The organism is Rhodoferax sp. WC2427 (assembly GCF_040822085.1).
In the GTDB taxonomy this organism is placed as follows: Bacteria; Pseudomonadota; Gammaproteobacteria; order Burkholderiales; family Burkholderiaceae_C; genus Rhodoferax_B.
In genome coordinates this window covers 3641244-3666250 of sequence record NZ_CP162006.1, presented here as the reverse complement: position 1 = coordinate 3666250, position 25007 = coordinate 3641244, and the positions used below count along the sequence as shown (strand labels likewise).

The following is a 25007-nucleotide window of genomic DNA, read 5'->3' as shown; positions in this document are numbered from 1 at the left end:
TATTTATGTCCAGTCGCTATATCATCTGCGTAGTTGGTGCCCGCCCAAATTTTATGAAAATGGCGCCCATTCTGCGGGCTTTGTCGATAAAACTACCCCATATTCAGGTTCTCCTCGTCCATACTGGGCAACATTACGACAAGGATATGAGTGATCGACTTTTTGATGACTTGAAATTACCGCGACCAGATATAAATCTTGAGGTTGGCTCCGCGACCCATGCGGTTCAAACTGCAGATGTGATGCGAAAGTTCGAGCCAATTTTAGACACATACCAGCCTTGCTGTGTCATCGTTGTTGGAGATGTAAATTCGACACTGGCATGTACATTGGTGGCGGTTAAAAAGGATGTTCCCGTCGTACACGTAGAGGCTGGCCTCCGTAGTTATGATAAAAAAATGCCGGAAGAAATTAATCGGATTTTGACTGATCAAATTGCTGATCGACTTTATACCACTGAGCGATCTGCTGAGATAAATCTAAAGAAGGAAGGAATCCCTTCCGACCAAATTTGCTTTGTTGGCAATGTAATGATTGATTCTTTGATCTATGGCCAAAAAGGCGCGCCGCAGGTATTAGATATATTAAAGTCAGCCGGTATTGACCCCTCCGTTTTGAGTGGTCTAAAAGATTATGCAGTGGTGACATTGCATCGACCATCAAATGTGGATCAACCGGATAGTTTGCAGCATTTGTTGGATATATTGATTGAGATATCTAATAGATTGCCATTAATATTTGCGCTTCATCCACGGACCAAAAATAATATAGAGAGATTTAAACTGACATACATTTTTGATGTCAAGAATATAGTATTTCTACCACCGCAAGGATATCTTGAAATGCTCGGCTTAATGTCTAGTGCTTCTCTCATACTTACCGATTCAGGGGGGCTTCAAGAAGAATCTACCGCATTGGGAATTCCCTGTCTAACTCTGAGAGAAAATACTGAAAGACCAATTACAGTAGAGCAGGGGACAAATACGATCGTTGGTAGTGATCGCAATTTGATTTTGTCTTGCTTGGATGAGATATTGGCAGGCAGAGGTAAGTCCGGGCGAGTGCCTGAATTTTGGGACGGAGCAGCCGCAGAGCGTATTGCTGATGATTTAAAAGCATGGCTGGTTTTGTAATTTTAGATATCTCTCAGCATGAATCATAATAGTGTCATCACGAACGCATTTACTATTGATGTAGAAGATTATTTTCAGGTCTCTGCATTTTCTCCCTACATAAAAAAAGATGACTGGAATGTGCATGAGTGTCGCATTGAAAGAAATATCGGTAAAATTTTAGAATTATTAGATAATAGTGGCACTAAAGCCACTTTTTTTACATTGGGATGGATCGCGGAGCGATACCCACAGATAGTAAATAAAATTGTGCAGGAGGGACATGAGCTGGCAAGTCATGGCTACCAGCATGACCGTGCTTCTGATTTGTCTGAGAAGGATTTTTTATCTGATATTAAATCTTCTAAAAAACTACTAGAAGATATATCTGGCGTTGAAGTTAAAGGTTACAGGGCGCCGAGCTTCTCTATTAGTTACAGTAATTTATGGGCTTTTGATTGTTTGCTTTCTGCAGGGTACAAATACAGCTCGAGTATTTATCCAATCAAGCATGATCATTATGGGATGCCTGATGCACCGAGATTTTCTTATCCCGTTAGAGAAGGATTGATAGAGATACCGATCACTACTGTTCGACTCTTTGGCAAAAACTTTCCGTCTAGTGGTGGTGGTTATTTTAGATTGCTACCCTACTCTATATCGAAATTGATGATAGGTCGAGTTTTAGCTACCGATAAGCAGTCTGCCATGTTTTATTTTCATCCTTGGGAAATAGATATTGAACAACCAAGAATCCCGGGTGTAAATATAAAAACGAAATTTAGACACTATGTGAATATTAAAGGAATGGAAGGAAAAATAAAAAAATTGCTATTGGATTTTAATTGGGATAGAGTTGATAGAGTTTTTTCGATATAGTTTATGAATTCTAAAATTGAGGTTAAGCGTTTAGAAGTTACTGATTCTCGTAGTACTCATTTGTGGGATGAATTTGTTTTTTCTAATATTAATGCCACTTTTTTTCATCGTGCAGGCTGGCAAAAAATTATTAGTAGTGTATTTAATCATCCGACATATTTCTTATACGTTGAATCCGATGGTTGCATTCAAGGAATTCTTCCATTAGCGCACGTTAAAAGCATTTTGTTTGGAAACTCACTTATTAGCTTGCCGTTTGCCGTATATGGTGGAGTTGTCGCGATCAATGATGAGGTCGCGAATAGTTTAGAATTTGCCGCGCAAGAACTGGCAAAAAAATTGGACGTTGATCATCTTGAGCTTCGGAATTTAGATCAACGTAATCTAGATTGGCCCGCCCAAGACATTTATGTAACTTTTCGAAAAACTATTCTTCCTACAGAGGAGGAAAATTTATTAGCCATACCTCGCAAGCAGCGCGCAATGATACGCAAGGGCATCAAAAATGGCTTATGCAGCAGCATTGACTCAAATGTTGATGTATTTTTTAATTTATATGCTGATAACGTTCACCGACATGGAACACCAGCAATGCCAAAGAAATATTTTTCGGCCCTAAAAAAGGAATTTGACCAAGACTGCGAGATATTAATCATATCCAGTAATGATGGCATTCCAATTAGTAGTGTCATGAGCTTTTATTTTCGAGATGAAGTACTCCCATATTATGCGGGTGATAGTGTAGCCGCTCGTGATTTGGCAGCGAATGACTTTAAGTATTGGGAACTGTTGCGGAGAGCTTGTGAAGCCGGATTAAAGACGTTCGACTATGGACGAAGTAAAGTTAATACTGGTTCTTTTGCATTTAAGAAGAATTGGGGTTTTGATGCTAAGCAATTGAGTTATGAATATTGTCTCTATAGAAGTAGATCTATTCCTCAAAATAATCCATCGAACAAAAAATTCTCGCTACTAATTTCGACTTGGAAGCGGTTGCCTATTTCCTTTGCAAACGCAATCGGTCCTTTTATCGTCAAAAATTTAGGTTAATCTTTTTGCGTAATATTCTTTATCTGGTGCACAGACTTCCTTATCCTCCAAACAAAGGAGATAAGGTTAGGTCTTTTAATTTATTAAAACATCTTGCAATTTCCTATAATATCTTCTTGGGTACATTTGTCGATGATCCTGAAGATCATAAATATATACCCGTTGTGCAAGGTTTATGTAAATCTTTTTATTACGAAAATATAAATCCTATAAACTCTAAACTTCAGAGTTTGGTTGGGCTTATGGATGAGAGTCCGCTGACGTTAAATTACTATCGAAGTCGTAATTTTAAAAAATGGGTGAATGCCGTTATAAGTAATAACAAAATTGATGCCATTGTCGTTTTTTCGTCTGCAATGGCGCAATTTGTTGAAATTGATTGGTATTCTCGTACGCTTGTTGACTTTGTTGATGTTGATTCACAGAAATGGAGTGAATACGCTGATAAAAAAAATTTTCCCATTTCTTGGTTGTATAGAAGGGAGAGTAAACTTCTTCTAAAATACGAGCGTTTTTTGGCTTCGAAAGTAAAACACTCTTTTTTTGTGACAGAAAAAGAGCGGAATATATTCTCCAATTTTGCGCCAGACAGTGTACTCAAAACGAGCTCTCTAAATAATGGCGTCGATTCCGATTTTTTCACACAAAATGACTCTTTCTCCTCTCCGTTTATTGAGGATGAGAACGAATGCACTCAGATAGTGTTTACTGGCGCAATGGATTACTGGCCTAACGTAGATGCAGTAACTTGGTTTTTTGAAAATGTATTTAAATTATTGATTCAAAAAAAATCAAATTTTCGATTTTATATTGTTGGACGTAATCCAACTCAAGCAGTTTTAAATCTTAATTCTAAATTCGTTGTAGTAACCGGTACCGTCGCTGATGTTCGGCCTTACTTGCAATTTGCGAAAATTGTGGTCGCTCCGTTAAGAATTGCACGTGGAGTTCAAAATAAAATACTTGAGGCTATGTCCATGCAAAAACCGGTTATTGCATCGGTAGAATGTGTTCGCGCCATCGATTCAACGGATGGTGTGGATATTTTGTCTGCAGAAACTCCGATGGATTTTATTAACAAAATTGATTTTTTGATTGCTGATGACCAGCGTGCAGAAATGATTGGACGCGCTGCGAGGATTAATGTGGAAGATAAGTATAGCTGGCATTCTCATTTAAAGAAGATTGATCAATATTTAGAATTTGATAAGATTGAAGACGTTTTATGAGTGTTTACTTGTCAGATTCTGATAGAAAAATTTGGCGATATGCAATATTTGCCTTCCTAGTACTTATTTCATGGGTAATTTTATTATTTTGGAATACGTTTTCTGGAATGGTTTCTATTTGGGCTAGATCTGAAACCTTCACCCATGGTTTTTTAGTTTTGCCGATTGTTATTTGGCTGATTTGGCGTAAACGAAAATTGATTGTTGCCCGGCTGCCAGACCCTAATTATTTTTATATTTTACCCATTGTTGCCATATCGCTGATATGGCTTTTAGGTGATTTGGTTTCTATTAATTCAGTTACCCAATTGGCTGCTACAAGTTTTGTTGTTTTATTAGTTTTAGCGGTTTTTGGTTGGTCTGTTACGTCGGTTATTGTTTTTCCACTTGCTTTTCTGTTTTTTTCGGTTCCATTGGGCGAGTTTCTTTTGCCTTTACTTATGGAGTGGACCGCAAAGTTCACTGTCATTGCAATTCGACTGAGTGGCGTTCCGGTTTACCAAGAGGGATTGCAGTTTGTAATATCTTCCGGTAGTTGGTCTGTGGTCGAGGCCTGTAGTGGTGTTCGATATTTGATTTCCTCTGTGATGATCGGCACGCTTTACTCATATCTTAATTACCGATCTTTAAATAGACGTCTGATATTTATTTGTGTCTCCATACTGGTTCCTGTTTTGGCGAATTGGATGAGAGCCTATTTCATTGTGATGTTGGGCCATTTTTCCGAAAATCGGCTTGCTGTGGGGTTCGATCATTTAATCTATGGATGGGTTTTTTTCGGCGTTGTTATCATGCTTATGTTTTTGATAGGCGGGCGCTGGGCTGAGAATACAGATATTGAAGAAAATAGTCCCGTAGACCGTGTGGTAAATAGAGTTTATAAGCCTTCGGATTTTTGGTTGCTCTCAATATTAATTGCCATAGCGATGGCTATTCCTTTTGGATGGGGGAAATTTATTTTAAGTAAAAGCAATTTTAACCTTCCTCATTTGACTGCGCCAGAAAATTTTTCTTCTACTTGGGATAGAGTTGATAATAAATTTTTAAATTTGAAACCTAATTTTCATGGTTATTCTGTTGACGTTAGCGATGTGTATAAAAAAGGTTCTTTGCAGTCTGGTATTTATATCGCTTATTATAGAAATCAAGATTATGACAGTAAGTTGGTAAGTTCTGAAAATTCTATTTTCAATTCTAAAAATAAGGATTGGTTAAAGACGAGTGGTGGAAATTATGTATTACATAAGCTAGCTGATCCTTTAGCGGTCCAGGCAAGCACTTGGCGAAGTCTGCTTCTTCGCGAGGAATCCGTTGACGTAAAGTTGCAGGTTTGGCAGTTTTACTGGGTAAATGGTTTGTTTACTGGTAGTGATTATGTAGCCAAAATTTACGGTGCTGTTCAGCGATTGTTTGGTGGAGGGGATGATTCAGCTGTTATCGTTTTGTATGCTAGAGATGATGGTGATGGTTCGGCAAAAAGAGCAATGGAAGAGTTTTTAGAAGATAATTATTCTGAAATAAAAATTTTGCTTGAAAAATCTCGCAGTGAGTAGTTGCCGTTTATTGAGTAAATTCTAAAGATTTTTGAGGAACTGAAATGACTGTTGTTGCTGTAATCGGTTTAGGTTATGTTGGCCTACCATTGGTAATTGAATTTGGTAAGCACTTTAAAACTATTGGTTTTGATATATCAGTGTCGAAGGTGGAGTCTTGTTTGAAGGGTGTTGATCCTTCGCGAGAGTTATCCAATGAGGAAATGCAGAGTGCTGCCCATGCTTTGTATACCTATGACGCTACGATGCTTACTGAAGCTGATATTGTGGTAGTAGCCGTCCCGACACCCGTGGATGATGCGCATATCCCTGATTTCCGACCGTTAATTGGTGCAAGTACAAGTGTTGGTCGTCATATGAAGGCTGGTGCTATTGTTGTTTACGAGTCTACCGTTTACCCAGGCGCTACCGAAGAAGTTTGTATTCCGGTTTTAGAGCGCGAATCTGGCATGAAGTGGAAGCAAGATTTCTTTATTGGATACTCTCCCGAGCGTATCAATCCTGGTGATAAAGAACATACTTTGACGAAAATTTTGAAAGTGGTTTCTGGTGATACCCCAGACACTTTAGAGAAAGTTGCTCAGCTTTATGAAAGAATTATTATTCCTGGGGTTCATCGGGCTTCGTCGATCAAGGCGGCTGAAGCGGCGAAAGTAATTGAAAATACTCAAAGAGATTTGAATATTGCGCTGATGAATGAATTGGCAATTATTTTTGACAAAATAGGTATTGACACGACTGAAGTTCTTGAGGCCGCTGGAACCAAATGGAATTTCTTGAAATTTAAGCCAGGTCTGGTTGGTGGGCATTGCATTGGTGTTGATCCTTATTATCTAACCCATAAGGCAGCTATGCTCGGCTACCAGCCGGAGGTTATTTTGGCTGGGCGCCGCATCAATGACAGCATGGGTAAGTTTATTGCTGAGCAGACGATCAAGCATATGATTGCTTCTGGTAGCTACATAAAGGGTGCTCGGGTCAATATGCTGGGACTCACTTTTAAAGAGAATTGTGGCGATCTCCGAAATTCCAAGGTGATTGACATCATTAAGGAATTGCGCTCTTACGGTGTAGAGGTGTTTGTCACCGACCCTCAGGCTGAAGCTGAGGAGGCAATGCACGAGTACGGCGTTCGTTTGCTGACGTGGGATGAGTTGCCGCGTGCAGATGCTATTGTGGCTGCTGTTGCGCACAGTGAATATGCGGCATTGTCCATGGAAGATTTTGGAAAAAAATTGGTCAAGGGCGGTGCTTTCATTGATGTGAAGTCGTCATTTGATCGTGTGGCGATTGAAGCTGCTGGTTATAAGTTGTGGAGGCTCTAACAGATATCCGTCCTTTGGTGGTGCATATTGTGTACCGCTTTGACATGGGGGGATTGGAGAATGGAGTTGTTAATTTGATTAACAATATGAATTCTGAAAAATACCGCCATGCAGTAGTTGCCTTGACCGAGATTACCGATTTTCGTAATCGAGTTGGGCGCGATGATGTTGTGTTTTATGCTTTGAATAAACCAGCAGGCCATGCCTTCTGGCTATATCCCAAGCTTTTTCGGCTATTCAGGAAGCTGCGTCCGGCCATAGTTCACACCAGAAACCTGGCTGCCTTGGAAGTTTTAGTACCTGCATGGGCTGCTGGCGTCTCGGTGCGTATCCATGGAGAGCATGGTCGCGATGTGGGTGATTTTGATGGCAACAATGCGAAGTACCAATGGATGCGCCGTATTTATGCGCCCTTCGTTACCCATTATTTGGCCTTGTCGCGTGATTTGGCTTTGTATCTGACCGAGAAAGTGCATATTTCTAGCAAGCGGATAACACAGGTTTATAACGGCGTAGATGCAGTTCGCTTTTCGCCCGCGGAGTCGATCAAACAGTCGGTGATCCAAGGGAGTCCATTTGCGGATAGAGGCTTGTGGATAGTCGGCACGGTAGGGCGGATGCAGACCGTCAAAGACCAACTCACTCTGACGCGCGCCTTCATACGCGCCTTAGAGATTGCGCCGGAGCTTAAAGCGCATTTACGTCTCGCCATGGTGGGCGATGGCCCATTGAGAGTGTCCTGCCAAAAATTGTTAGATTCTGCGGGGGTAGCGCAGCTTGCCTGGCTTCCTGGAGCACGTAACGACGTGGCAGAGATCATGCGAGGACTTGATTGCTTTGTATTGCCATCATTGGCCGAAGGTATTTCCAATACGATATTGGAGGCCATGGCCTGCGGCCTGCCAGTGATCGCCACCGACGTGGGCGGTAATGCCGATTTGGTGCTCTCAGGCGTGACGGGGCAGATCGTGCCTGTGGGCGATGTGGAGGCGATTGCACGCAGTTTGGTGCAGTTGGCGACTTCACCAGAATTGGCGCAAGAGATGGGGCGCGCCGGTCGGCAGCGTGTCCTTGAGAAATTTAGCCTCGAGGCGATGGTCGGTACTTACCAAGGCCTGTACGATCGACTTTCGGGCGCAGGCGAAAGCAGTGGGCGGCTACCTCCCAGCAACAGATAACCAGTAGATAAATACCATGTGTGGAATTGTCGGCATTTTTGATACCCGAAGCGGGCGCGACATCGATCGCGCTGTGCTGCACCGCATGAACGAGTCCCAGCGCCATCGAGGGCCGGTGGAAGGTGGTTTGTACCTGGAACCTGGTGTGGGTTTTGGGCACCGGCGTCTCTCCATCATTGACCTGGCTACCGGGCAGCAACCGCTGTTCAACGAAGACGGTTCAGTGGTGGTGGTGTTCAATGGTGAAATTTACAATTACCAGCAACTGATTCCAGAACTGCAAGCCCTGGGGCATGTGTTCCATACGCGCAGCGACACCGAAGTGATCGTCCACGCGTGGGAGGCTTGGGGCAAGGATTGCGTCAAGCGGTTTCGCGGTATGTTTGCCTTTGCTCTGTGGGACCGTAACCAGCAAACCTTCTTCATGGCGCGTGACCGTTTGGCAGTCAAACCCATGTACTACGCGGTGTTGGACGATGGCATGCTGGTGTTTGGATCGGAATTGAAGTCGCTGTTGGCCCATGGCAGCCTGAAGCGCGATATGGACCCGCTGGCTGTGGAGGAGTATTTCGCCCTGGGCTACGTGGCCGAGCCGCGCACGATCTTCCGGCAAGCCAAAAAGTTGTCTCCTGCACATACCCTGACCATCCGACGCGGTCAGCCGCTGGCGGAGCCCGAACCCTACTGGGATGTGCGCTTTACGCTGGACAGCAAGATCGGCGTAGATGAAGCTTGCGCGCAGTTGGACGAAAAGCTCAAGGAATCGGTGCGGTTGCGCATGATCGCGGAAGTGCCTTTAGGTGCATTCTTGTCGGGCGGCGTGGATTCCAGCGCGGTGGTGGCAGAAATGGCCGAAATCTCGCCGGAACCCGTCAACACCTGCTCCATCGCTTTCGATGACCCGGCTTTTAACGAGGCCGCCTTCGCCCAAACCGTGGCTGACCGCTACCACACCAACCACCATGTGGAAATGGTCAAGAGCGACGACTTCGACCTGATCGACACCTTGGCCCGTCTGTACGACGAGCCTTATGCGGACAGCTCGGCCATTCCAACCTACCGGGTGTGCGAGCTGGCGCGCAAGCACGTTACGGTGGCGCTATCTGGTGACGGTGGCGACGAGACATTTGGCGGCTATCGCCGCTACCGCATGCATCTGATGGAAGAAAAGATGCGTTCGTCCATGCCTTCGGCGCTGCGCCAGCCCTTGTTCAAGACCTTGGGCCGCATTTACCCCAAGGCCGACTGGGCTCCGCGCATGTTCCGCGCCAAAACCACGTTCGAGGGCATGGCCCGCAGCTCGGTGGAGGCGTATTTCCATTCGGTGTCGATTTTGCGTGGCCCCATGCGCGACCAGTTGTTCAGCCCGCGCTTCAAGACCGAACTGGCGGGATACAACGCCCAGGAGGTCTTCAACTACCACGCCAGCCAGGCCGGTACCGACGATCCGCTGGCCCTGATCCAGTACCTGGACCTGAAGACCTACCTGGTCGGCGACATCAACACCAAGGTGGACCGCGCCAGCATGGCCCATTCGCTGGAAGTGCGTGAGCCGCTGATGGACCACGAGTTGGTCGAATGGATGGCCACCTTGCCGTCCTCGCTCAAGATCCAAGGGCAGGAGGGCAAATATTTGCTCAAGAAGTCCATGGAACCCCGCCTGCCGCATGATATTTTGTACCGTCCCAAAATGGGCTTTTCGGTGCCCTTGGCACGCTGGTTCCGCGGCCCGCTCCGCCAACGCGTGCGCGATGCGGTCCTGGGCCCACGCCTGGCGGAAACAGGCTGGTTCAACCGCCAGTACCTGGAGCATCTGGTGGACGCGCACGACTCAGGTGCCCGTGACTACAGCGCGCCTTTGTGGACGCTGTTGATGTTCGAGGCATTTTTGCGCAATGTGATGCAGCCCGAAGTGCACATGCCCACACCTGCAGAGGCTGTGGCGGTATGACGCGCATCTTGCATGTGCTGGACCACTCCATTCCCCTGCACAGTGGTTACACCTTTCGCACCCTGTCCATCCTGCGCGAACAGCGCAAGCTGGGCTGGGAGACCTTCCACCTCACCACCCCCAAACACACCCACGGCAATGCGCTGGAAGAGGATGTAGACGGCTGGCATTTCTACCGCACGCCAGCGGTGGCAGGGGAGGGCAGTGCACTGCCCGCCGTACCAGGTTTTGGCGAGTGGGCAATGATGCGCCAGGTCGAGCGCCGCCTGCAGGAGGTGGCCGAGCGGGTCCGCCCCGACATCCTGCACGCCCATTCCCCTGTGCTCAACGCCATGCCCGCCCTGCGGGTCGGCAAGCGTCTAGGCATCCCCGTGGTGTACGAAGTGCGGGCGTTCTGGGAAGATGCGGCGGTAGACCACGGCACCACGGCCGAGGGCAGCCTGCGCTACCGCCTGACGCGCCGTCTGGAAACCCGGGCCTTCAAGCTGGCCAGCCATATCTTCACCATTTGCGAAGGCCTGCGCTCGGACATCGTGGCGCGGGGCATCCCCGCATCCAAGGTCACAGTGATTCCCAATGCGGTGGATGTCGACTCGTTCGATGTCGGTGGCGTGCCCGATATGGCGCTGAAGGCCCGACTGGGCCTTTCCGACTGCAAGGTCGTGGGCTTCATTGGCTCTTTTTACGCCTACGAGGGCTTGGATTTGCTACTGGCCGCCTTGCCCCAGATTTTGGCCAAGGAACCCCAGGTGCGCCTGCTGCTGGTGGGCGGTGGCCCGCAGGACGACGCGCTCAAAGCCCAGGCCCAGGCCTTGGGTATCCAGGACAAAGTGGTGTTCACCGGCCGCGTGCCGCATGCCGAAGTGCAGCGGTACTACGACCTGGTGGACGTGCTGGCCTACCCGCGCCACTCCATGCGACTGACCGAGCTGGTCACCCCCCTCAAGCCCCTGGAAGCGATGGCGCAAGGCCGGGTGCTGGTGGCGTCCGACGTGGGTGGCCACAAGGAGCTGATCCGCCATGGCGAAACTGGCATGCTGTTTAAAGCGGGCAGTGCGCCTGCGCTGGCCCAGGCCATTTTGGATCTGCTGGCGACCCCCGAGCGCTGGCCCCAGCTGCGTGCGGCCGGCCGTGCATTTGTCGAATCCGAACGCAACTGGACAGCCAGTATTGCCCATTACCAGCGTCCCTACGGCGCGTTGACTGGCAGCGCGGCCTGATGGATTTGGCGGGTATCCGGGTCGGCCTGGTCGGTCCCTTGCCACCGCCCGCGGGCGGCATGGCCAACCAGACCAGGCAACTGGCCGAACTGCTGCGGTCAGCCCAGGCCCAGGTCACTCTGGTGCAAACCAATGCGCCGTACCGCCCCCAATGGGCCGGGCGGCTGCCGGGCCTGCGGGCGGTGTTTCGCTTGCTACCGTACCTGGCGGCGCTGTGGCGTACCGCGGGCCACAGCGATGTGCTGCACATCATGGCCAACTCGGGCTGGTCCTGGCATTTGTTTGCTGCGCCCGCCATCTGGATCGCGCGCCTGCGCGGTATTCCGGTGGTGGTCAACTACCGGGGCGGCGAGGCAGCGCAATTCCTGCAAGGCGCGCAGGCCGTGGTGCGCACCTCCATGGCCGCCACGGCGGGCCTGCTGGTGCCGTCGGCCTTTTTGCAGGAAGTGTTTGCCCGCTTCGGCATGCAGGCGGCCATCGTGCCCAACATCATCGACCTGGCCCGCTTCCATCCGCGTGGCGGCAAACTCGCGCAGTCCGCACACATCGTGGTGGCCCGCAACCTGGAGCCGCTCTATGACAACACCACCGCCATCCGCGCCTTCCAGACCGTGCAGGCGCAATGGCCTCTGGCGCGGCTGACCATCGCGGGCAGCGGCCCGCAAGAAGCCGCGTTGCGCCAGCTGGTGGCCGACCTGGGTTTGCAGGCCTGCGTGCACTTCACCGGGCGGCTGGACCGCGATGCCATGGCCGCGCTGTACCGCGAGGCCGACATCATGCTCAACCCCAGCCTGGCCGACAACATGCCCAATTCGGTGCTGGAATCCATGGCCAGCGGCGTGCCGGTGGTCAGTACCGATGTGGGCGGCGTGCCCTACATGGTGCGACACGGCGTGACGGCCCTGCTCGTGCCCCCGGCCCAGCCGCAGGCCATGGCCGCGGCCTGTTTGCGGCTGCTGGACGATACGGGCCTGTGGGCGCGCCTGCAGCAGGCGGGCCTGGCGGAAGTGCAGCGCTACACCTGGGGCCAGGTCGCCCCCTTGCTGGCAGCGCACTACCGGCAAGCGATTCAAGCAAAATAGCCCTCTACCGCTTATTCCATCGGCGTAAGAAGCTATACATTTTGTAGTATTGATATGTACACATCCCTGGTCTCCGGTTTGCTATTTCCGCTGCACGAGCGGCTCAAGAACCACAGCACCGTGGCCACCCGCCGCCATATGGAAACCGCGCAGTGGTGGCCGCCTGCGAAGATCGCCGCCTACCAGCTACAGCAGCTGCGTGCCTTGCTGGCCGACGTGGGCCAGCATGTGCCGTACTACCGCGACCTGTTTGCCCGCACCGGCTTTGACCCGGCGCAGGTGCAGTCGGTGGCCGATCTGGCCCGCCTGCCGTTTCTCACCAAATCGGTCATCAAAGCGAATACCGACGCGCTGCGCCACGCCCACGCCCAGGGCCTGGCCCGCTTCAATACCGGTGGCTCGTCGGGCGAACCGCTGGTGTTCTTCATCGGCACCAAGCGCGTCAGCCACGATGTGGCGGCCAAGTGGCGGGCCACCCGGTGGTGGGGCGTGGACATTGGCGACCCGGAGATCGTGGTCTGGGGCTCGCCCATCGAGCTCGGCGGGCAAGACCGCATCAAGCAGGTGCGCGACAAGATGCTGCGCACCCAGTTGCTGCCCGCGTTCGAGATGTCCGAGGCCAAGCTCGACGGCTTCATCGCCACCATCCGCAGCACCCGCCCGAAGATGCTGTTTGGCTACCCCTCGGCCCTGACGCACATTGCCCAGCATGCGCAAAAACGCGGCGTGGCGATGGACGACCTGGGCATCAAGGTGGCCTTTGTCACCTCCGAGCGCCTGTACGACAACCAGCGCGCCACCATCAGCCAGGCGTTTGGCTGCCCGGTGGCCAACGGCTACGGCGGGCGCGACGCGGGCTTCATTGCCCACGAATGCCCGGCGGGCAGCATGCACATCACCGCCGACGACCTGGTGGTGGAAATCATCAACGAAGCGGGGGAAGTGCAGCCACCCGGCGTGGCGGGCGAGATCGTCGTCACCCACCTGGCGACCAACGACTTTCCGTTCATCCGCTACCGCACCGGCGACATTGGCGTGCAGGGCAACGCGCCGTGCAGCTGTGGCCGGGGCCTGCCGGTGCTCAAGGAAATCCAGGGCCGCAGCACCGACTTTGTGATTGCCGCCGACGGCACGGTGATGCACGGTCTGTCGCTGATCTACATCCTGCGCGACCTGGCCGGGGTGCAGTCCTTCAAGGTGGTGCAGGAGTCGCGCGAAAAAACCCGCGTGCTGCTGGTCACCGGAGCCGGATTCGAGCCGCCCATGGTGGGCCAGATCATTGCCGGTTTCCAGCGCCGCCTCGGGGCCAACGTGGCGGTGGAGGTGGAGCTGGTGGAGTCAATTGCCGCCGAGAAGTCGGGTAAATTCCGCTACATCATCAGCCATGCCGTCTAACCAACCAGGTAGTCTTTCCCATGCGTGACATTTTGATCATGTCGATCGTGTTCGCCGCCGCGTTCGCCGCACTGAAGCGGCCCTGGATCGGCGTCATGCTGTGGACCTGGTTGAGCATCATGAACCCGCACCGCTACGCCTTCGGTTTTGCCTACGATGCGCCGGTGGCCGCCATTGCTTTCGGGGCCACCACCCTGGGTTTGCTCATGACCAAGGAGCGCACCTCGCCGTTCAAGAATGCGGCGGTCACCATGTTCGTGGTCTTCATGGTGTGGATTTCCCTGTCGACCTTGTTCGGGCTGGACCCGGGAGACGACTATTGGCAGTGGAACAAGGTCATGAAGGTGGATGCCATGATCTTGATCGCCCTGGTCTTGTTGCACACCAAGAAACATATCTTGGCCCTGACCTGGATTTCGGCCGGTTCCCTGGCCCTGCTGGGGGCCAAGGGCGGGCTGTTTACCTTGACGACCGGGGGCAACTTCCGGGTCTGGGGCCCGCCGGGCTCGTTCATTGAAGACAACAACGAATTTGCACTGTCGCTGGTGATGGCCATCCCCTTGCTGCGCTTTTTGCAGCTGCAGCTCACCAACCGCTGGGGCAGGCACGCCATGAGCGTCACCATGCTGATGTGCGCCGTGGCGTCGCTGGGCAGCTATTCGCGCGGCGCACTGCTGGCGATGGGGGCCATGGTGGCGTTTCTGTGGTGGAACGGCAAAAACAAGCTGTCCGTGGGCCTGGTGCTGTTTTTGGCCGTGCCGCTGCTGATTGCCTTCATGCCCGATGCCTGGATGGGCCGCATGTCCACCATCAACGACTACCAGGAGGACGAATCCTCCATGGGCCGCATCGCCGCCTGGTGGAATGCCTGGAACATCGCCTTCCATTACCCGTTGGGTGTGGGCTTCAATGCCGCCCGGCCCGAGCTGTTTGCCCGCTTCTCCCCATACCCCGACATGGTCCATGCCGCGCACAGCATCTACTTCCAGGTGCTGGGCAACCACGGTTTTATCGGCCTGTTCATCTTTTTGTCCATCTGGATTCTCACCTGGCGCTCGGCCGGCTGGTTGCGCACCCAATGCGGCAAGATTCCAGAGGCCGCCTGGTGCGTCGACTTGGGGGCGATGTGCCAGGTCTGCCTGATGGGCTATGCCGTCGGCGGGGCTTTTCTCAGCCTGGCGTACTTCGATCTGCCTTACAACGTGATGGTGATGGTGGTCTTGACCCGCGTGTGGGTGCAAACCAAGGGCTGGCTGCGTGAGCCGGCTAATCTGCCTGGCTGGAAAAATATTCCTGGCATGGCGCGCCCCATTTTGCCCAAGCCTTCCCCCGTCAAACGCTATGTTTAAAACGCTGCTCAAGCCCCTGTCTCCAGCGGGAGCGCGGGGCCGCCTGTCGGTGCTCATCTTCCACCGCGTGCTGCCCGAGCCCGACCCCATCTTTCCGGGCGAGGTGGATGCCACCACGTTCGATGCCATCTGCCGCTGGATGAAATCCTGGTGCAATGTGCTGCCGCTGGACCAGGCGGCCCGCCGGCTGCAAGACGGCACGCTGCCCGAGCGGGCCGTGGCCATCACCTTCGACGACGGCTACGCCGACAACCGTACCCAGGCCCAGCCCATCCTGGCGCGCCATGGCCTCCCCGCCACCTTTTTCATTGCCACCGACTTCCTGGACGGCGGCCGCATGTGGAACGACACCGTGATCGAGTCGGTGCGCGGCTGCCGTGCGGCCCAGCTGGATCTGCGCAGCGTCGCCAAGCCCGATGGCACCGGTGATTTAGGTCTGCACACCATCGCCAGCCCCGCCGACAAGCGCAGCGCCATCGGGGCCATCATCGGCCAGATCAAATACCTGCCCGTGGCCCAGCGCCACGCCCTGACCCTGCAGATCGCCGACTGTGCCGAGGTGCAGCCGCCCACCGACCTGATGATGACCTCGCAGCAGGTGCGCGAACTGCGCCAGGCGGGCATGCAAATCGGGGCCCACACCCGCACCCACCCCATCCTGGCCACCCTCAGCGCCGATGCCGCGCGGGCCGAGATCTATGAGAGCCGCCTGCGCCTGGAGCAACTGCTGGGCGAACGCGTCGGCCTGTTCGCCTACCCCAACGGCAAGCCGGGCACCGACTACTCGCCCGAGAGCGTGCAAATCGTGCGCGACCTGGGCTTTGACGCCGCCGTGTCCACCACCTGGGGTGCGTCGCGTGCGGGCACCGATGTGTTCCAGATCCCGCGTTTCACGCCGTGGGACCGCAGCAAGCTGCGCTTTGGCGCGCGCTTTGCCGGGAACCTCTGGAAAACCTGATGCTTTTTAGGCCGCCAGCGCTTATTCCATAAGCATGAGCAGCTCCTGAATGTGTAGCGTCAGCGCCGCGCCGACACCCAGATCCCGCCGACGATCAGCGCAAATGCCAGCCCGTGGTACAGGTGCGGCCATTCGCCCAGAAACGCGGCCGACAGCACCGTGGCAAACAGCGGCGTGAGGTTGATGAACAACCCGGCCACGTTCGGCCCCACCCGCTGCATGCCGGCGCCCCAGGCGCGGTAGGCCAGCACCGCCGGGCCCACGGCCACAAACACCAGCGCGGCGGCCAGCGTCCAGCCCCATTGGATGGGGGCGGCACCCAGGCCCCATTCCACCGCCGTCATGCCGCCCGACCACAGCAGGCCAAACGTGATCTGCGCCAGCAAAAACGCCGCCCAGTCGGCGCGGACGGTGGGTGGGTCGCGCGGCAGGGTCAGCTGCCAGCTATAAAACGCCCACGACACCGTGGCCAGCAGCATGAACACATCGCCCAGCACCAGGCGCAGGCCCAGCAGTTGCTGCCATTCGCCCCGGCTCAGCACCAGCAGCACCCCGGCCAGCGACAGCAGCGCGCCCAGCACCTGCTGGCGCGACACGCTGGCCCCGAAAAACAGCGCACCCACCACCAGCATGCACATCGGCAGGCTGGCCCCCACCAGGGTCACGTTGATCGGGCTGGAGGTCTGTAGCGCCATGTACTGCAGCGCGTTGTACAGACCCACGCCCAGCAGCCCCAGCAGCGCAAACCGCCGCCAGTACGGCCACAGCCCGCTGCCGCGCTTCAAAACCCAACCGCCCAAGGGCAGCAAAATCGCAAACGCCAGCGCCCAGCGCAGAAAGTTCAGGGTGATGGGCGGCACCAGGGTGTGGACCACCCGGCCCACCACCGCATTGCCCGCCCACATCAGGGGGCCAAAGGCCAGCAGCAGGGCGGTGCGAAAAGTAAGGCGTTCTTGCATGCCGCGCACTTTACCTGGGCTTTCATGGCACCATCCTGCCGAACCCATTTCAGGAGCTTTTCCCTATGCGCAGCCAAGCCATCCAGATCCACCAGCACGGTGGCCCCGAAGTGTTGACCCTGACCGACGTCGACGTGGGCGAGCCCGGCCCGGGCCAGATCCGCATCCGCCACCACGCCATCGGCCTGAACTTCATCGACGTGTACCAGCGCAGCGGCCTGTACCCGCAGAACCTGCCGGTGCAGCTGGGCATGGAGGCCGCCGGGGTGGTCGAGGCGGTGGGCGAGGGCGTGACCCACCTGCAGGTGGGCGACCGCGCCGCCTACGCCAGCAACCCGCCCGGCAGCTACTGCGAGCGCCGCGTGATGCCCGCCACCTGCGTCTGCAAGCTGCCCGATGCCATCGGCTTCGACACCGGCGCGGCCATGATGCTCAAGGGCCTGACGGCACAGTACCTGCTGAAGAAAACCCTGCCCCAGGGTGGCCTGCAGCCCGGCGACTTTGTGCTGTTCCACGCCGCCGCCGGGGGGGTGGGCCTGATCGCCAGCCAGTGGGCCAAGGCCCTGGGCCTGCAGCTCATCGGCACCGCGGGTTCGGCAGAGAAATGTGCCCTGGCGCTCGCCAATGGGGCGGCATACGCTATCAATTACGCAGCAGAAGACTTTGTCGCCCGGGTCAAGGAGATCACCGGCGGACAAGGCGTCAAGGTGGTTTACGACTCGGTGGGCAAAGACACTTTCGAGAAATCGCTGGACTGTCTACGCCCCTTCGGCCTGCTGGCGTCGTTTGGCAACGCGTCCGGCCCGGTGCCACCGTTTGCGCCCGGCATCCTCGGTGCCAAGGGCTCGCTGTACCTCACGCGGGCCACCCTGTTCAGCCATATCACCACCCGCGAAAGCACCCAGGCCATGGCCGACGACCTGTTTGCCGTGGTGGCCAGCGGCCAGGTGCAGATCCATATCGGCCAACGCTACGCCCTGGCCGACGTGCAACAGGCCCACCGCGACCTGGAAGCCCGCAAAACCACCGGCTGCACCATCCTCACGCTATGAACCTGCCGAGTTGGTTGGCCCGCCTGCGCGCCGATGCCGATCAGCCTCCGCGGCGCCCCCGTGCACCGCTGTGGGTGGGTGCGGCGCAGATCGGCTCGGTCGAGCCAGAGTTCATGCACCAAATCGACCGCCTGCGCTTACCCTACCTGCACAGAGTGCTCTTGAAAGTGGAGCAAAGCGGCGTGGCAGGGTGGCAACTGCAGGGCGACGCCACCAACAGCCTGGCGCACCTGGCCCACGCCCTGCGCGATGCGGGCCTGGCCGCCGCATGGCGCGACGAGCAACTGGCCGTGCCCGCTGCCGACGGCCAGATCGTTGCCACCGTGGAGCGGGCCGTGGTGCGCGCCCTGGGGCTCACCACCCGTGCCGTGCACCTGGTGGCGGACGCGCCCGATGGCCGGGTCTGGGTGCAGCAACGCGCCCTCACCAAGCCCAACGATCCCGGCCTGTGGGACACCCTGGTCGGCGGCATGGTGGCTGCCGCCGACAACCTGGACACGGCTTTGGAGCGCGAAACCTGGGAAGAGGCCGGTCTGCGCCTGCCCACGCTGCAGGCGCTGCGCCCCGGCGGCCAACTCACCACCCGCCGCCCCAGCACCGACTGTGGCGGCGCGGGCTACGTGGTGGAGCATATCCACTGGTATGCCTGCACCGTGCCCGCAGGCCTGGAGCCGCAGAACCAGGACGGTGAGGTGCAGGCCTTTGCCCTGCTGGACCCGGCCGAACTGCTACAGCAACTGGCGCAGGGTGCGTTCACCGACGATGCCACCCTGATCCTGGCGGACTACCTGGAAGCCCACCGCCAGTTACACATAAAATAGCCCTCTACCGCCCATTCAATCAGCGTAAGCAGCTATATAAAAAATAGCGTTTGACCGAATTCCATGATCCGCCCCCGCTTCCTCCCCGACAACTTCACCCTGCTCCTGATCGCCGTGATCACCCTGGCCAGCCTGTGGCCCGCCCAGGGCGCGGTGGCGCGGGGGTTTGAGTGGCTCACCACGGCGGCGATCGCGCTGCTGTTCTTTTTGCATGGGGCCAAGCTGTCGCGGGCGGCGGTGGTGGCGGGCATCAGCCATTGGCGGCTGCACCTGCTGGTGCTGGGCTGCACGTTTGCGCTGTTTCCGGTGCTGGGCCTGCTGCTCAAGCCGTTGTTCGCGGCCATGCTCACGCCCGATCTGGCGCTGGGCATGCTGTTTTTATGCACCTTGCCCGCCACCGTGCAGTCGGCGATTGCCTTTACCGCCATGGCGCGCGGCAATGTGTCGGCGGCGGTGTGCAGCGCCTCGGCGTCCAGCCTGATCGGGGTGTTCATCACGCCGCTGCTGGTGGGCTGGCTGGTGGTGCCGGGCGGGGTGTCGGGTGCGGGCGAGCTGGAGGCGGTGGGGCGCATCATGCTGCAGCTGATGCTGCCGTTTGTGCTGGGCCAACTGCTGCAGCCCTGGGTGGGCGGCTTTGTGAAAAAGCACGCCGCCGGGCTGAAGTTTGTCGACCAGGGCTCGATTTTGCTGGTGGTTTACACCGCGTTCAGCGCGGCGGTGATCGAGGGCCTGTGGAAGCAGGTGCCGCTGCCCATTTTGCTGGGCGTGGTGGTGGCCAGCTGCGTGCTGCTGGCCCTGGTGCTGGCCCTGACCACCCGGCTGGGCCGCCTGCTGGGTTTCTCGCCAGAGGACCAGATCACCATTGTCTTTTGCGGCTCCAAAAAGAGCCTGGCCAGCGGCGTACCCATGGCCAAGGTGCTGTTTGCCGCGCCCGTGGTGGGCGTGATGCTGCTGCCCTTGATGATCTTCCACCAAATCCAGTTGATGGTCTGCGCGGTATTGGCGCAGCGCTATGCCAAAAGACCCATTTAAGCGCCCTATGAGAAACCCCCTAGACACCCTCCGCCCCGACGTCCGCGCCATGCAATCCTACGTGGTGCAGGATGCCACCGGCATGGTCAAGCTGGACGCGATGGAAAACCCGCACCGGCTGCCGCCCGCCCTGCAGGCCGCACTGGGCCAGCGCCTGGGCGAGGTGGCGCTGAACCGCTACCCCGATGGCCGGGTGGACTTCTTGCGCCAGGTGCTGGCCGCCCACACCGGCCTGCCTGCGGGCTACGGGCTGATTCTGGGCAACGGTTCCGACGAAATCATCAACCTGCTGGCCATCTCCTGCCGCCGCCCGGGGGCTACGGTGCTGGCCCCGGTGCCGGGCTTTGTGATGTACGGCATGGCCGCGCAGTTGCTGGGCCTGGACTTTGTGGGCGTGCCCTTGACGGCAGACTTCGAGCTGGACACACCCGCCATGCTGGCCGCGATTGCGCAGCACCAGCCCGTCATCGTCTACCTGGCCTACCCGAACAACCCTACGGCCAACCTCTGGGATGACGCGGCGATCGAGCAGATCATCGAAGCCGCGCCCGGCCTGGTGGTGATCGACGAGGCCTACCAGCCGTTTTCCAGTAAAACCTATCTGGACAGGCTCACCCGCCACCCCCACGTGCTGCTGATGCGCACCCTGAGCAAGTTCGGCCTGGCCGGGGTGCGGCTGGGTTACCTGATCGGCCCGCAGGCGCTGGTGGCCGAGATCGACAAGGTGCGCCCGCCCTACAACGTCAGCGTGCTGAACTGCGAGTGCGCGCTGTTCGCCCTGGCGCATTTAGAGGAGTTTGCGGCCCAGGCGCAGGAGATACGGGCGCAGCGCGCTATTATTACAGTAGCACTTGGGGTGTTGCCGGGCGTGAAAGTCTGGCCCAGCGACGCGAATATGCTGCTGGTGCGGGTGCCCGATGCGGCCAAAACCTTCGACGGTATGAAAGCCCAGGGCGTGCTGGTCAAGAACGTTTCTAAAATGCATCCCTTGCTGCTCAATTGCGTGCGCATCACCGTCGGCACCGCCGAAGAGAATTTGCGCATGCTGGCCGCCTTCCAAAAATCTTTATGACCACGACCCAACGCACCGCCGAAGTCAGCCGCAACACCGCTGAAACCCAAATCACCGTCAAGCTCAACCTGGACGGCACCGGCAAGTCCACGCTGCACACCGGCATCGGCTTCTTCGACCACATGCTGGACCAGATCGCCCGCCACGGCCTGATCGACCTGGACATCGCCTGCGTAGGCGACCTGCACATCGACGGCCACCACACCGTGGAAGACGTGGGCATCACCCTGGGCCAGGCCGTGCACAAGGCGGTGGGCGACAAAAAAGGCATCCGCCGCTACGGCCACGCCTACGTGCCGCTGGACGAAGCGCTGAGCCGCGTGGTGATCGACTTCTCGGGCCGCCCGGGCCTGGAAATGCACGTGCCCTTCACCAGCGGCATGATTGGCGGCTTCGACAGCCAGCTGACCTACGAGTTCTTCCAGGGCTTTGCCAACCATGCGTTTGTCACCCTGCACATCGACAACCTGAAGGGCGTGAACGCGCACCACCAGGCCGAAACCGTGTTCAAGGCCTTCGCCCGGGCGCTGCGCTCTGCGCTGGAGCTGGACCCGCGCTCGGTGGGCATGATCCCGTCCACCAAGGGTTCTCTGTAAGGTTTTAAGTAAAATCGGGCCCTACCGCTCATTCCTCCTGCACAAGCAGCAATCAAATTGATAGCAAATAAAACCGTCGCCGTGGTGGACTACGGCATGGGCAACCTGTTTTCTGTATCGCAAGCCGTGATGCATGTGGCCGCGGCCAGCGGCTACCAGGTGGTGGTCACCTCCCGCCCCGAAGACGTGTTCGCCGCCGAGCGCGTCGTGCTGCCCGGCCAGGGGGCCATGCGCGACTGCATGCGCGAGTTGCACGATTCGGGTTTGAAAGAAGCCGTGCTGGATGCCGCCCGCAACAAGCCGCTGATGGGCGTGTGCGTGGGCATGCAGATGCTGCTGGACCACAGCGAAGAGCAAGACACCCCCGGCCTGGGCCTGATCCCCGGCACCGTGCGCCGTTTTGACCTGGCGGGCCGCCTGCAGGCCGATGGCAGCCGCTTCAAGGTGCCGCAAATGGGCTGGAACCAGGTGCGCCAGCAGGTCCACGGCGGCCAGCGCCACCCGGTGTGGGGCGAGGTGCCGGACGACAGCTACTTCTACTTTGTGCATAGTTTTTACGCTGATCCGTCGGATGCGCGCCACAGCGCAGGCTTGACGGAGTACGGCGCGGCGTTTAGCGCGGCCATTGCGCGTGATAATATTTTTGCGACACAATTCCACCCAGAGAAGAGCGCCGAACACGGATTGGCTCTTTACCGCAACTTCCTCCACTGGTCTCCCTGATTCCACTTTCGGAATATTTCTCCACTAACCCGCTGTTCACGGCACCATGCTTCTTATTCCTGCGATCGATCTGAAAGACGGCCACTGCGTACGCCTCAAACAAGGCGACATGGACCAATCCACCACCTTTGGCGAGGATCCCGCCGCCATGGCCCGTAGCTGGGTCGACAAGGGTGCGCGGCGCCTGCATCTGGTGGACCTGAACGGTGCGTTTGCGGGCAAGCCCAAGAACGAAATGGCCATCCGCAAGATCCTCAAAGAGGTGGGCGGCGAGATCGACGTGCAGCTCGGCGGCGGTATCCGCGACCTGGACACCATCGAGCGCTACCTCGACGCGGGCCTGCGCTACGTCATCATCGGCACCGCCGCGGTCAAGAACCCCGGCTTTTTGCAGGATGCGTGCACCGCCTTTGGCGGCCACATCATCGTCGGCCTGGATGCCAAGGACGGCAAGGTTGCCACCGACGGCTGGAGCAAGCTCACCGGCCACGAAGTGGTCGATCTGGCCAAGAAGTTCCAGGACTACGGCGTGGAATCCTTCATCTACACCGACATCGGCCGCGACGGCATGCTCTCGGGCATCAACATCGAAGCCACCGTCAAGCTGGCCCAGGCCCTGCACACGCCCGTCATCGCCTCGGGTGGCCTGAGCAACATCGCCGACATCGAGCGCCTGCTGGATGTGGAAGACGAAGGCATCGAAGGCGTGATCTGTGGCCGCGCCATCTACACCGGCGACCTGGATTTCACGTCGGCCCAGGAACGCGCCGACAACTACGGCGATGTCTGATTTGCAGGCCCGTCCCGAAGTCTTCCAGAACCAACCCTGCCTGCGCCTGCACCACGCCAATGGCGACGCGGTGCTGGTGGCGCTGCATGGCGCGCACGTGCTGTCGTGGACCAGCGGCGGGGTAGAGCGGCTGTACCTGAGCCCCGAAGCGGTATTTGACGGCGCCACCGCCATCCGCGGTGGCGTGCCGGTGTGCTTTCCGCAGTTCAACATGCGCGGCCCCCTGCCCAAGCACGGCTTTGCCCGCACGTCCGCCTGGACGGCGTCTGGCAGCGGCGAAGACTGGCTCGAGCTGCAACTGCACAGCAGCCCCGCCACGCTGGCACTCTGGCCCCACGCCTTCAGCGCCACCCTGCGCATCGACCTGGCACCGGGCGCGCTGGAGCTGGGCTTTACCGTACAGAACACCGGTGCGCAGCCGCTGGACTTTGCCCTGGCCTTGCACACCTACCTGCGCGTGCAGGACCTGCCCGGCCTGGACCTGCGCGGCCTGGCTGGCCAGCCCTACTGGGATGACGTGGCCCAGACCGATCGCCTGGAAACCGATGTGGTGATTTTCGAAGGCGAGGTCGACCGCGTCTACCAGGCCGCTGCCGAGCCGCTGACCCTGGTGGATGGCCCGGTGCAACTGCGCATCGACCAAAGCCCGGAACTCGCCGAGACGGTGGTGTGGAACCCCGGCCCGACCAAATGCGCCGCCATCGCCGACATGCCGTTCGATGGCTTCAAGCACATGGTGTGCGTGGAAGCCGCGCACGTCAACACGCCGGTGACCCTGGCCGCAGGCGCCGAGTGGACCGGCTGGCAACGCCTCATCGTTGTCACTCCCGACTAATTTTTTCTGGAAACCGCCATGCTGGCCAAACGCATCATTCCCTGCCTGGACGTGACCGGCGGCCGGGTTGTCAAAGGCATCAACTTTGTCGAGCTGCGCGACGCAGGCGACCCGGTGGAAATCGCCGCCCGCTACAACGACCAGGGGGCCGACGAGCTCACCTTTCTTGACATCACCGCCACCAGCGATGGCCGCGACCTGATCCTGCACATCATCGAAGCCGTGGCCTCGCAGGTGTTCATTCCGCTGACCGTGGGCGGCGGCGTGCGTACCGTGGAAGACGTGCGGCGGCTGCTCAATTCGGGGGCCGACAAGGTCAGCTTCAACTCGGCCGCCATCAGCAACCCCGAGGTGATCGAGGCCGCATCGGCCAAGTACGGCGCGCAGGCCATCGTGGTCGCCATCGATGCCAAGCGCCGCAGCGCAGAAGACGCGCTAACCCGCGGCCCCGGCTGGGACGTGTACAGCCACGGCGGCCGTAAAAACACCGGCCTGGACGCCGTGGCCTGGGCCACCGAGATGGCGCGGCGCGGCGCGGGCGAGATCCTGCTCACCAGCATGGACCGCGACGGTACCAAGTCCGGGTTTGATTTGGCCCTGACCCGCGCCGTGAGTGACGCCATCAGCGTACCGGTCATCGCCTCGGGTGGTGTTGGCAACCTCGACCACCTGGCCGACGGCGTCAGCCTGGGCGGTGCCGATGCCGTGCTGGCCGCCAGCATCTTCCACTACGGCGAATACACCGTGGCCCAGGCCAAGGCCCGCATGGCCGAGCGGGGTATTCCGGTGCGGCTGGTTTAAAGAAAATCGGCTGTTTGCGCTTATGCAATGGGCGTAAGCAGCTAT

23 protein-coding genes are annotated in these 25007 nt (G+C 57.0%); 22 read left to right on the top strand and 1 reads right to left on the bottom strand.

Annotated features, from left to right (window positions below):
• Positions 1-5: 5 nt before the first annotated feature.
• Genes wecB through AB3G31_RS16980 form a run of 13 tightly spaced genes read left to right on the top strand, consistent with a single transcriptional unit; the run spans position 6 to position 16281 of the window.
• On the top strand, positions 6-1133 hold the full coding sequence (wecB, locus tag AB3G31_RS17040) for a non-hydrolyzing UDP-N-acetylglucosamine 2-epimerase (protein WP_367847260.1): 1128 nt from the start codon (positions 6-8) through the stop codon (positions 1131-1133).
• 18 nt (positions 1134-1151) lie between these two features.
• Positions 1152-1991: an XrtA system polysaccharide deacetylase gene (locus tag AB3G31_RS17035; RefSeq protein ID WP_367847259.1), complete on the top strand. Its 840-nt coding sequence runs from the start codon at positions 1152-1154 to the stop codon at positions 1989-1991.
• A gap of 3 nt (positions 1992-1994) precedes the next feature.
• Positions 1995-3041 carry a FemAB family XrtA/PEP-CTERM system-associated protein gene (locus tag AB3G31_RS17030; protein ID WP_367847258.1) on the top strand — a complete coding sequence of 349 codons (1047 nt, stop codon included), beginning with the start codon at positions 1995-1997 and terminating at the stop codon, positions 3039-3041.
• 26 nt (positions 3042-3067) lie between these two features.
• Positions 3068-4270 (top strand): TIGR03087 family PEP-CTERM/XrtA system glycosyltransferase, encoded by a 1203-nt coding sequence (locus AB3G31_RS17025; protein ID WP_367850375.1) that lies wholly within the window; start codon positions 3068-3070, stop codon positions 4268-4270.
• Positions 4267-5823, top strand: coding sequence for an exosortase A (gene xrtA, locus AB3G31_RS17020; RefSeq protein WP_367847257.1), 1557 nt, complete (start codon positions 4267-4269; stop codon positions 5821-5823). Before AB3G31_RS17025 ends, xrtA begins: the two co-directional genes overlap by 4 nt.
• 44 nt (positions 5824-5867) lie before the next feature.
• Positions 5868-7148 carry a nucleotide sugar dehydrogenase gene (locus AB3G31_RS17015; protein ID WP_367847256.1) on the top strand — a complete coding sequence of 427 codons (1281 nt, stop codon included), beginning with the start codon at positions 5868-5870 and terminating at the stop codon, positions 7146-7148.
• 29 nt (positions 7149-7177) lie between these two features.
• Positions 7178-8326, top strand: a complete 1149-nt coding sequence (locus tag AB3G31_RS17010; protein WP_367847255.1) for a TIGR03088 family PEP-CTERM/XrtA system glycosyltransferase — start codon at positions 7178-7180, stop codon at positions 8324-8326.
• Positions 8327-8342: 16 nt separating this feature from the next.
• Positions 8343-10277, top strand: a complete 1935-nt coding sequence (locus AB3G31_RS17005; protein WP_367847254.1) for an XrtA/PEP-CTERM system amidotransferase — start codon at positions 8343-8345, stop codon at positions 10275-10277.
• On the top strand, positions 10274-11497 hold the full coding sequence (locus AB3G31_RS17000) for a TIGR04063 family PEP-CTERM/XrtA system glycosyltransferase (protein ID WP_367847253.1): 1224 nt from the start codon (positions 10274-10276) through the stop codon (positions 11495-11497). The genes AB3G31_RS17005 and AB3G31_RS17000 overlap by 4 nt, the downstream gene beginning before the upstream one ends.
• Complete coding sequence (locus AB3G31_RS16995; RefSeq protein WP_367847252.1) at positions 11497-12579, top strand: glycosyltransferase family 4 protein; 1083 nt, start codon at positions 11497-11499, stop codon at positions 12577-12579. The genes AB3G31_RS17000 and AB3G31_RS16995 overlap by 1 nt, the downstream gene beginning before the upstream one ends.
• A gap of 54 nt (positions 12580-12633) precedes the next feature.
• Positions 12634-13974 carry a phenylacetate--CoA ligase family protein gene (locus tag AB3G31_RS16990; protein ID WP_367847251.1) on the top strand — a complete coding sequence of 447 codons (1341 nt, stop codon included), beginning with the start codon at positions 12634-12636 and terminating at the stop codon, positions 13972-13974.
• Positions 13975-13994: 20 nt separating this feature from the next.
• On the top strand, positions 13995-15323 hold the full coding sequence (locus tag AB3G31_RS16985; protein WP_367847250.1) for a putative O-glycosylation ligase, exosortase A system-associated: 1329 nt from the start codon (positions 13995-13997) through the stop codon (positions 15321-15323).
• Complete coding sequence (locus tag AB3G31_RS16980) at positions 15316-16281, top strand: polysaccharide deacetylase family protein (protein ID WP_367847249.1); 966 nt, start codon at positions 15316-15318, stop codon at positions 16279-16281. Before AB3G31_RS16985 ends, AB3G31_RS16980 begins: the two co-directional genes overlap by 8 nt.
• Positions 16282-16340: 59 nt before the next feature.
• Here the strand turns inward: AB3G31_RS16980 and AB3G31_RS16975 are convergent, their stop codons facing one another.
• A complete protein-coding gene (locus AB3G31_RS16975; RefSeq protein WP_367847248.1) occupies positions 16341-17240 on the bottom strand; it encodes a DMT family transporter in 900 nt (299 codons plus the stop codon).
• A gap of 65 nt (positions 17241-17305) precedes the next feature.
• Between AB3G31_RS16975 and AB3G31_RS16970 the strand changes: the two genes are divergently transcribed.
• From AB3G31_RS16970 to hisF, 9 genes are all read left to right on the top strand, one after another.
• The gene (locus tag AB3G31_RS16970; RefSeq protein ID WP_367847247.1) at positions 17306-18292 is read left to right on the top strand and encodes a quinone oxidoreductase; all 987 of its coding nucleotides are present in this window, start codon (positions 17306-17308) and stop codon (positions 18290-18292) included.
• A complete protein-coding gene (locus tag AB3G31_RS16965; protein WP_367847246.1) occupies positions 18289-19113 on the top strand; it encodes an NUDIX domain-containing protein in 825 nt (274 codons plus the stop codon). The genes AB3G31_RS16970 and AB3G31_RS16965 overlap by 4 nt, the downstream gene beginning before the upstream one ends.
• Positions 19114-19176: 63 nt before the next feature.
• Positions 19177-20145: a bile acid:sodium symporter family protein gene (locus tag AB3G31_RS16960; protein ID WP_367847245.1), complete on the top strand. Its 969-nt coding sequence runs from the start codon at positions 19177-19179 to the stop codon at positions 20143-20145.
• A gap of 49 nt (positions 20146-20194) precedes the next feature.
• Positions 20195-21217: a histidinol-phosphate transaminase gene (gene hisC / locus AB3G31_RS16955; RefSeq protein WP_367847244.1), complete on the top strand. Its 1023-nt coding sequence runs from the start codon at positions 20195-20197 to the stop codon at positions 21215-21217.
• Positions 21214-21813: an imidazoleglycerol-phosphate dehydratase HisB gene (gene hisB, locus AB3G31_RS16950; RefSeq protein WP_367847243.1), complete on the top strand. Its 600-nt coding sequence runs from the start codon at positions 21214-21216 to the stop codon at positions 21811-21813. Before hisC ends, hisB begins: the two co-directional genes overlap by 4 nt.
• Positions 21814-21873: 60 nt before the next feature.
• Positions 21874-22536: an imidazole glycerol phosphate synthase subunit HisH gene (gene hisH / locus AB3G31_RS16945; RefSeq protein ID WP_367850374.1), complete on the top strand. Its 663-nt coding sequence runs from the start codon at positions 21874-21876 to the stop codon at positions 22534-22536.
• 46 nt (positions 22537-22582) lie between these two features.
• Positions 22583-23326, top strand: coding sequence for a 1-(5-phosphoribosyl)-5-[(5-phosphoribosylamino)methylideneamino]imidazole-4-carboxamide isomerase (gene hisA / locus AB3G31_RS16940; protein ID WP_315191474.1), 744 nt, complete (start codon positions 22583-22585; stop codon positions 23324-23326).
• Positions 23319-24161, top strand: a complete 843-nt coding sequence (locus tag AB3G31_RS16935; protein ID WP_367847242.1) for a D-hexose-6-phosphate mutarotase — start codon at positions 23319-23321, stop codon at positions 24159-24161. The genes hisA and AB3G31_RS16935 overlap by 8 nt, the downstream gene beginning before the upstream one ends.
• An 18-nt stretch (positions 24162-24179) precedes the next feature.
• Positions 24180-24962: an imidazole glycerol phosphate synthase subunit HisF gene (hisF, locus tag AB3G31_RS16930; protein WP_367847241.1), complete on the top strand. Its 783-nt coding sequence runs from the start codon at positions 24180-24182 to the stop codon at positions 24960-24962.
• Positions 24963-25007: the final 45 nt, after the last annotated feature.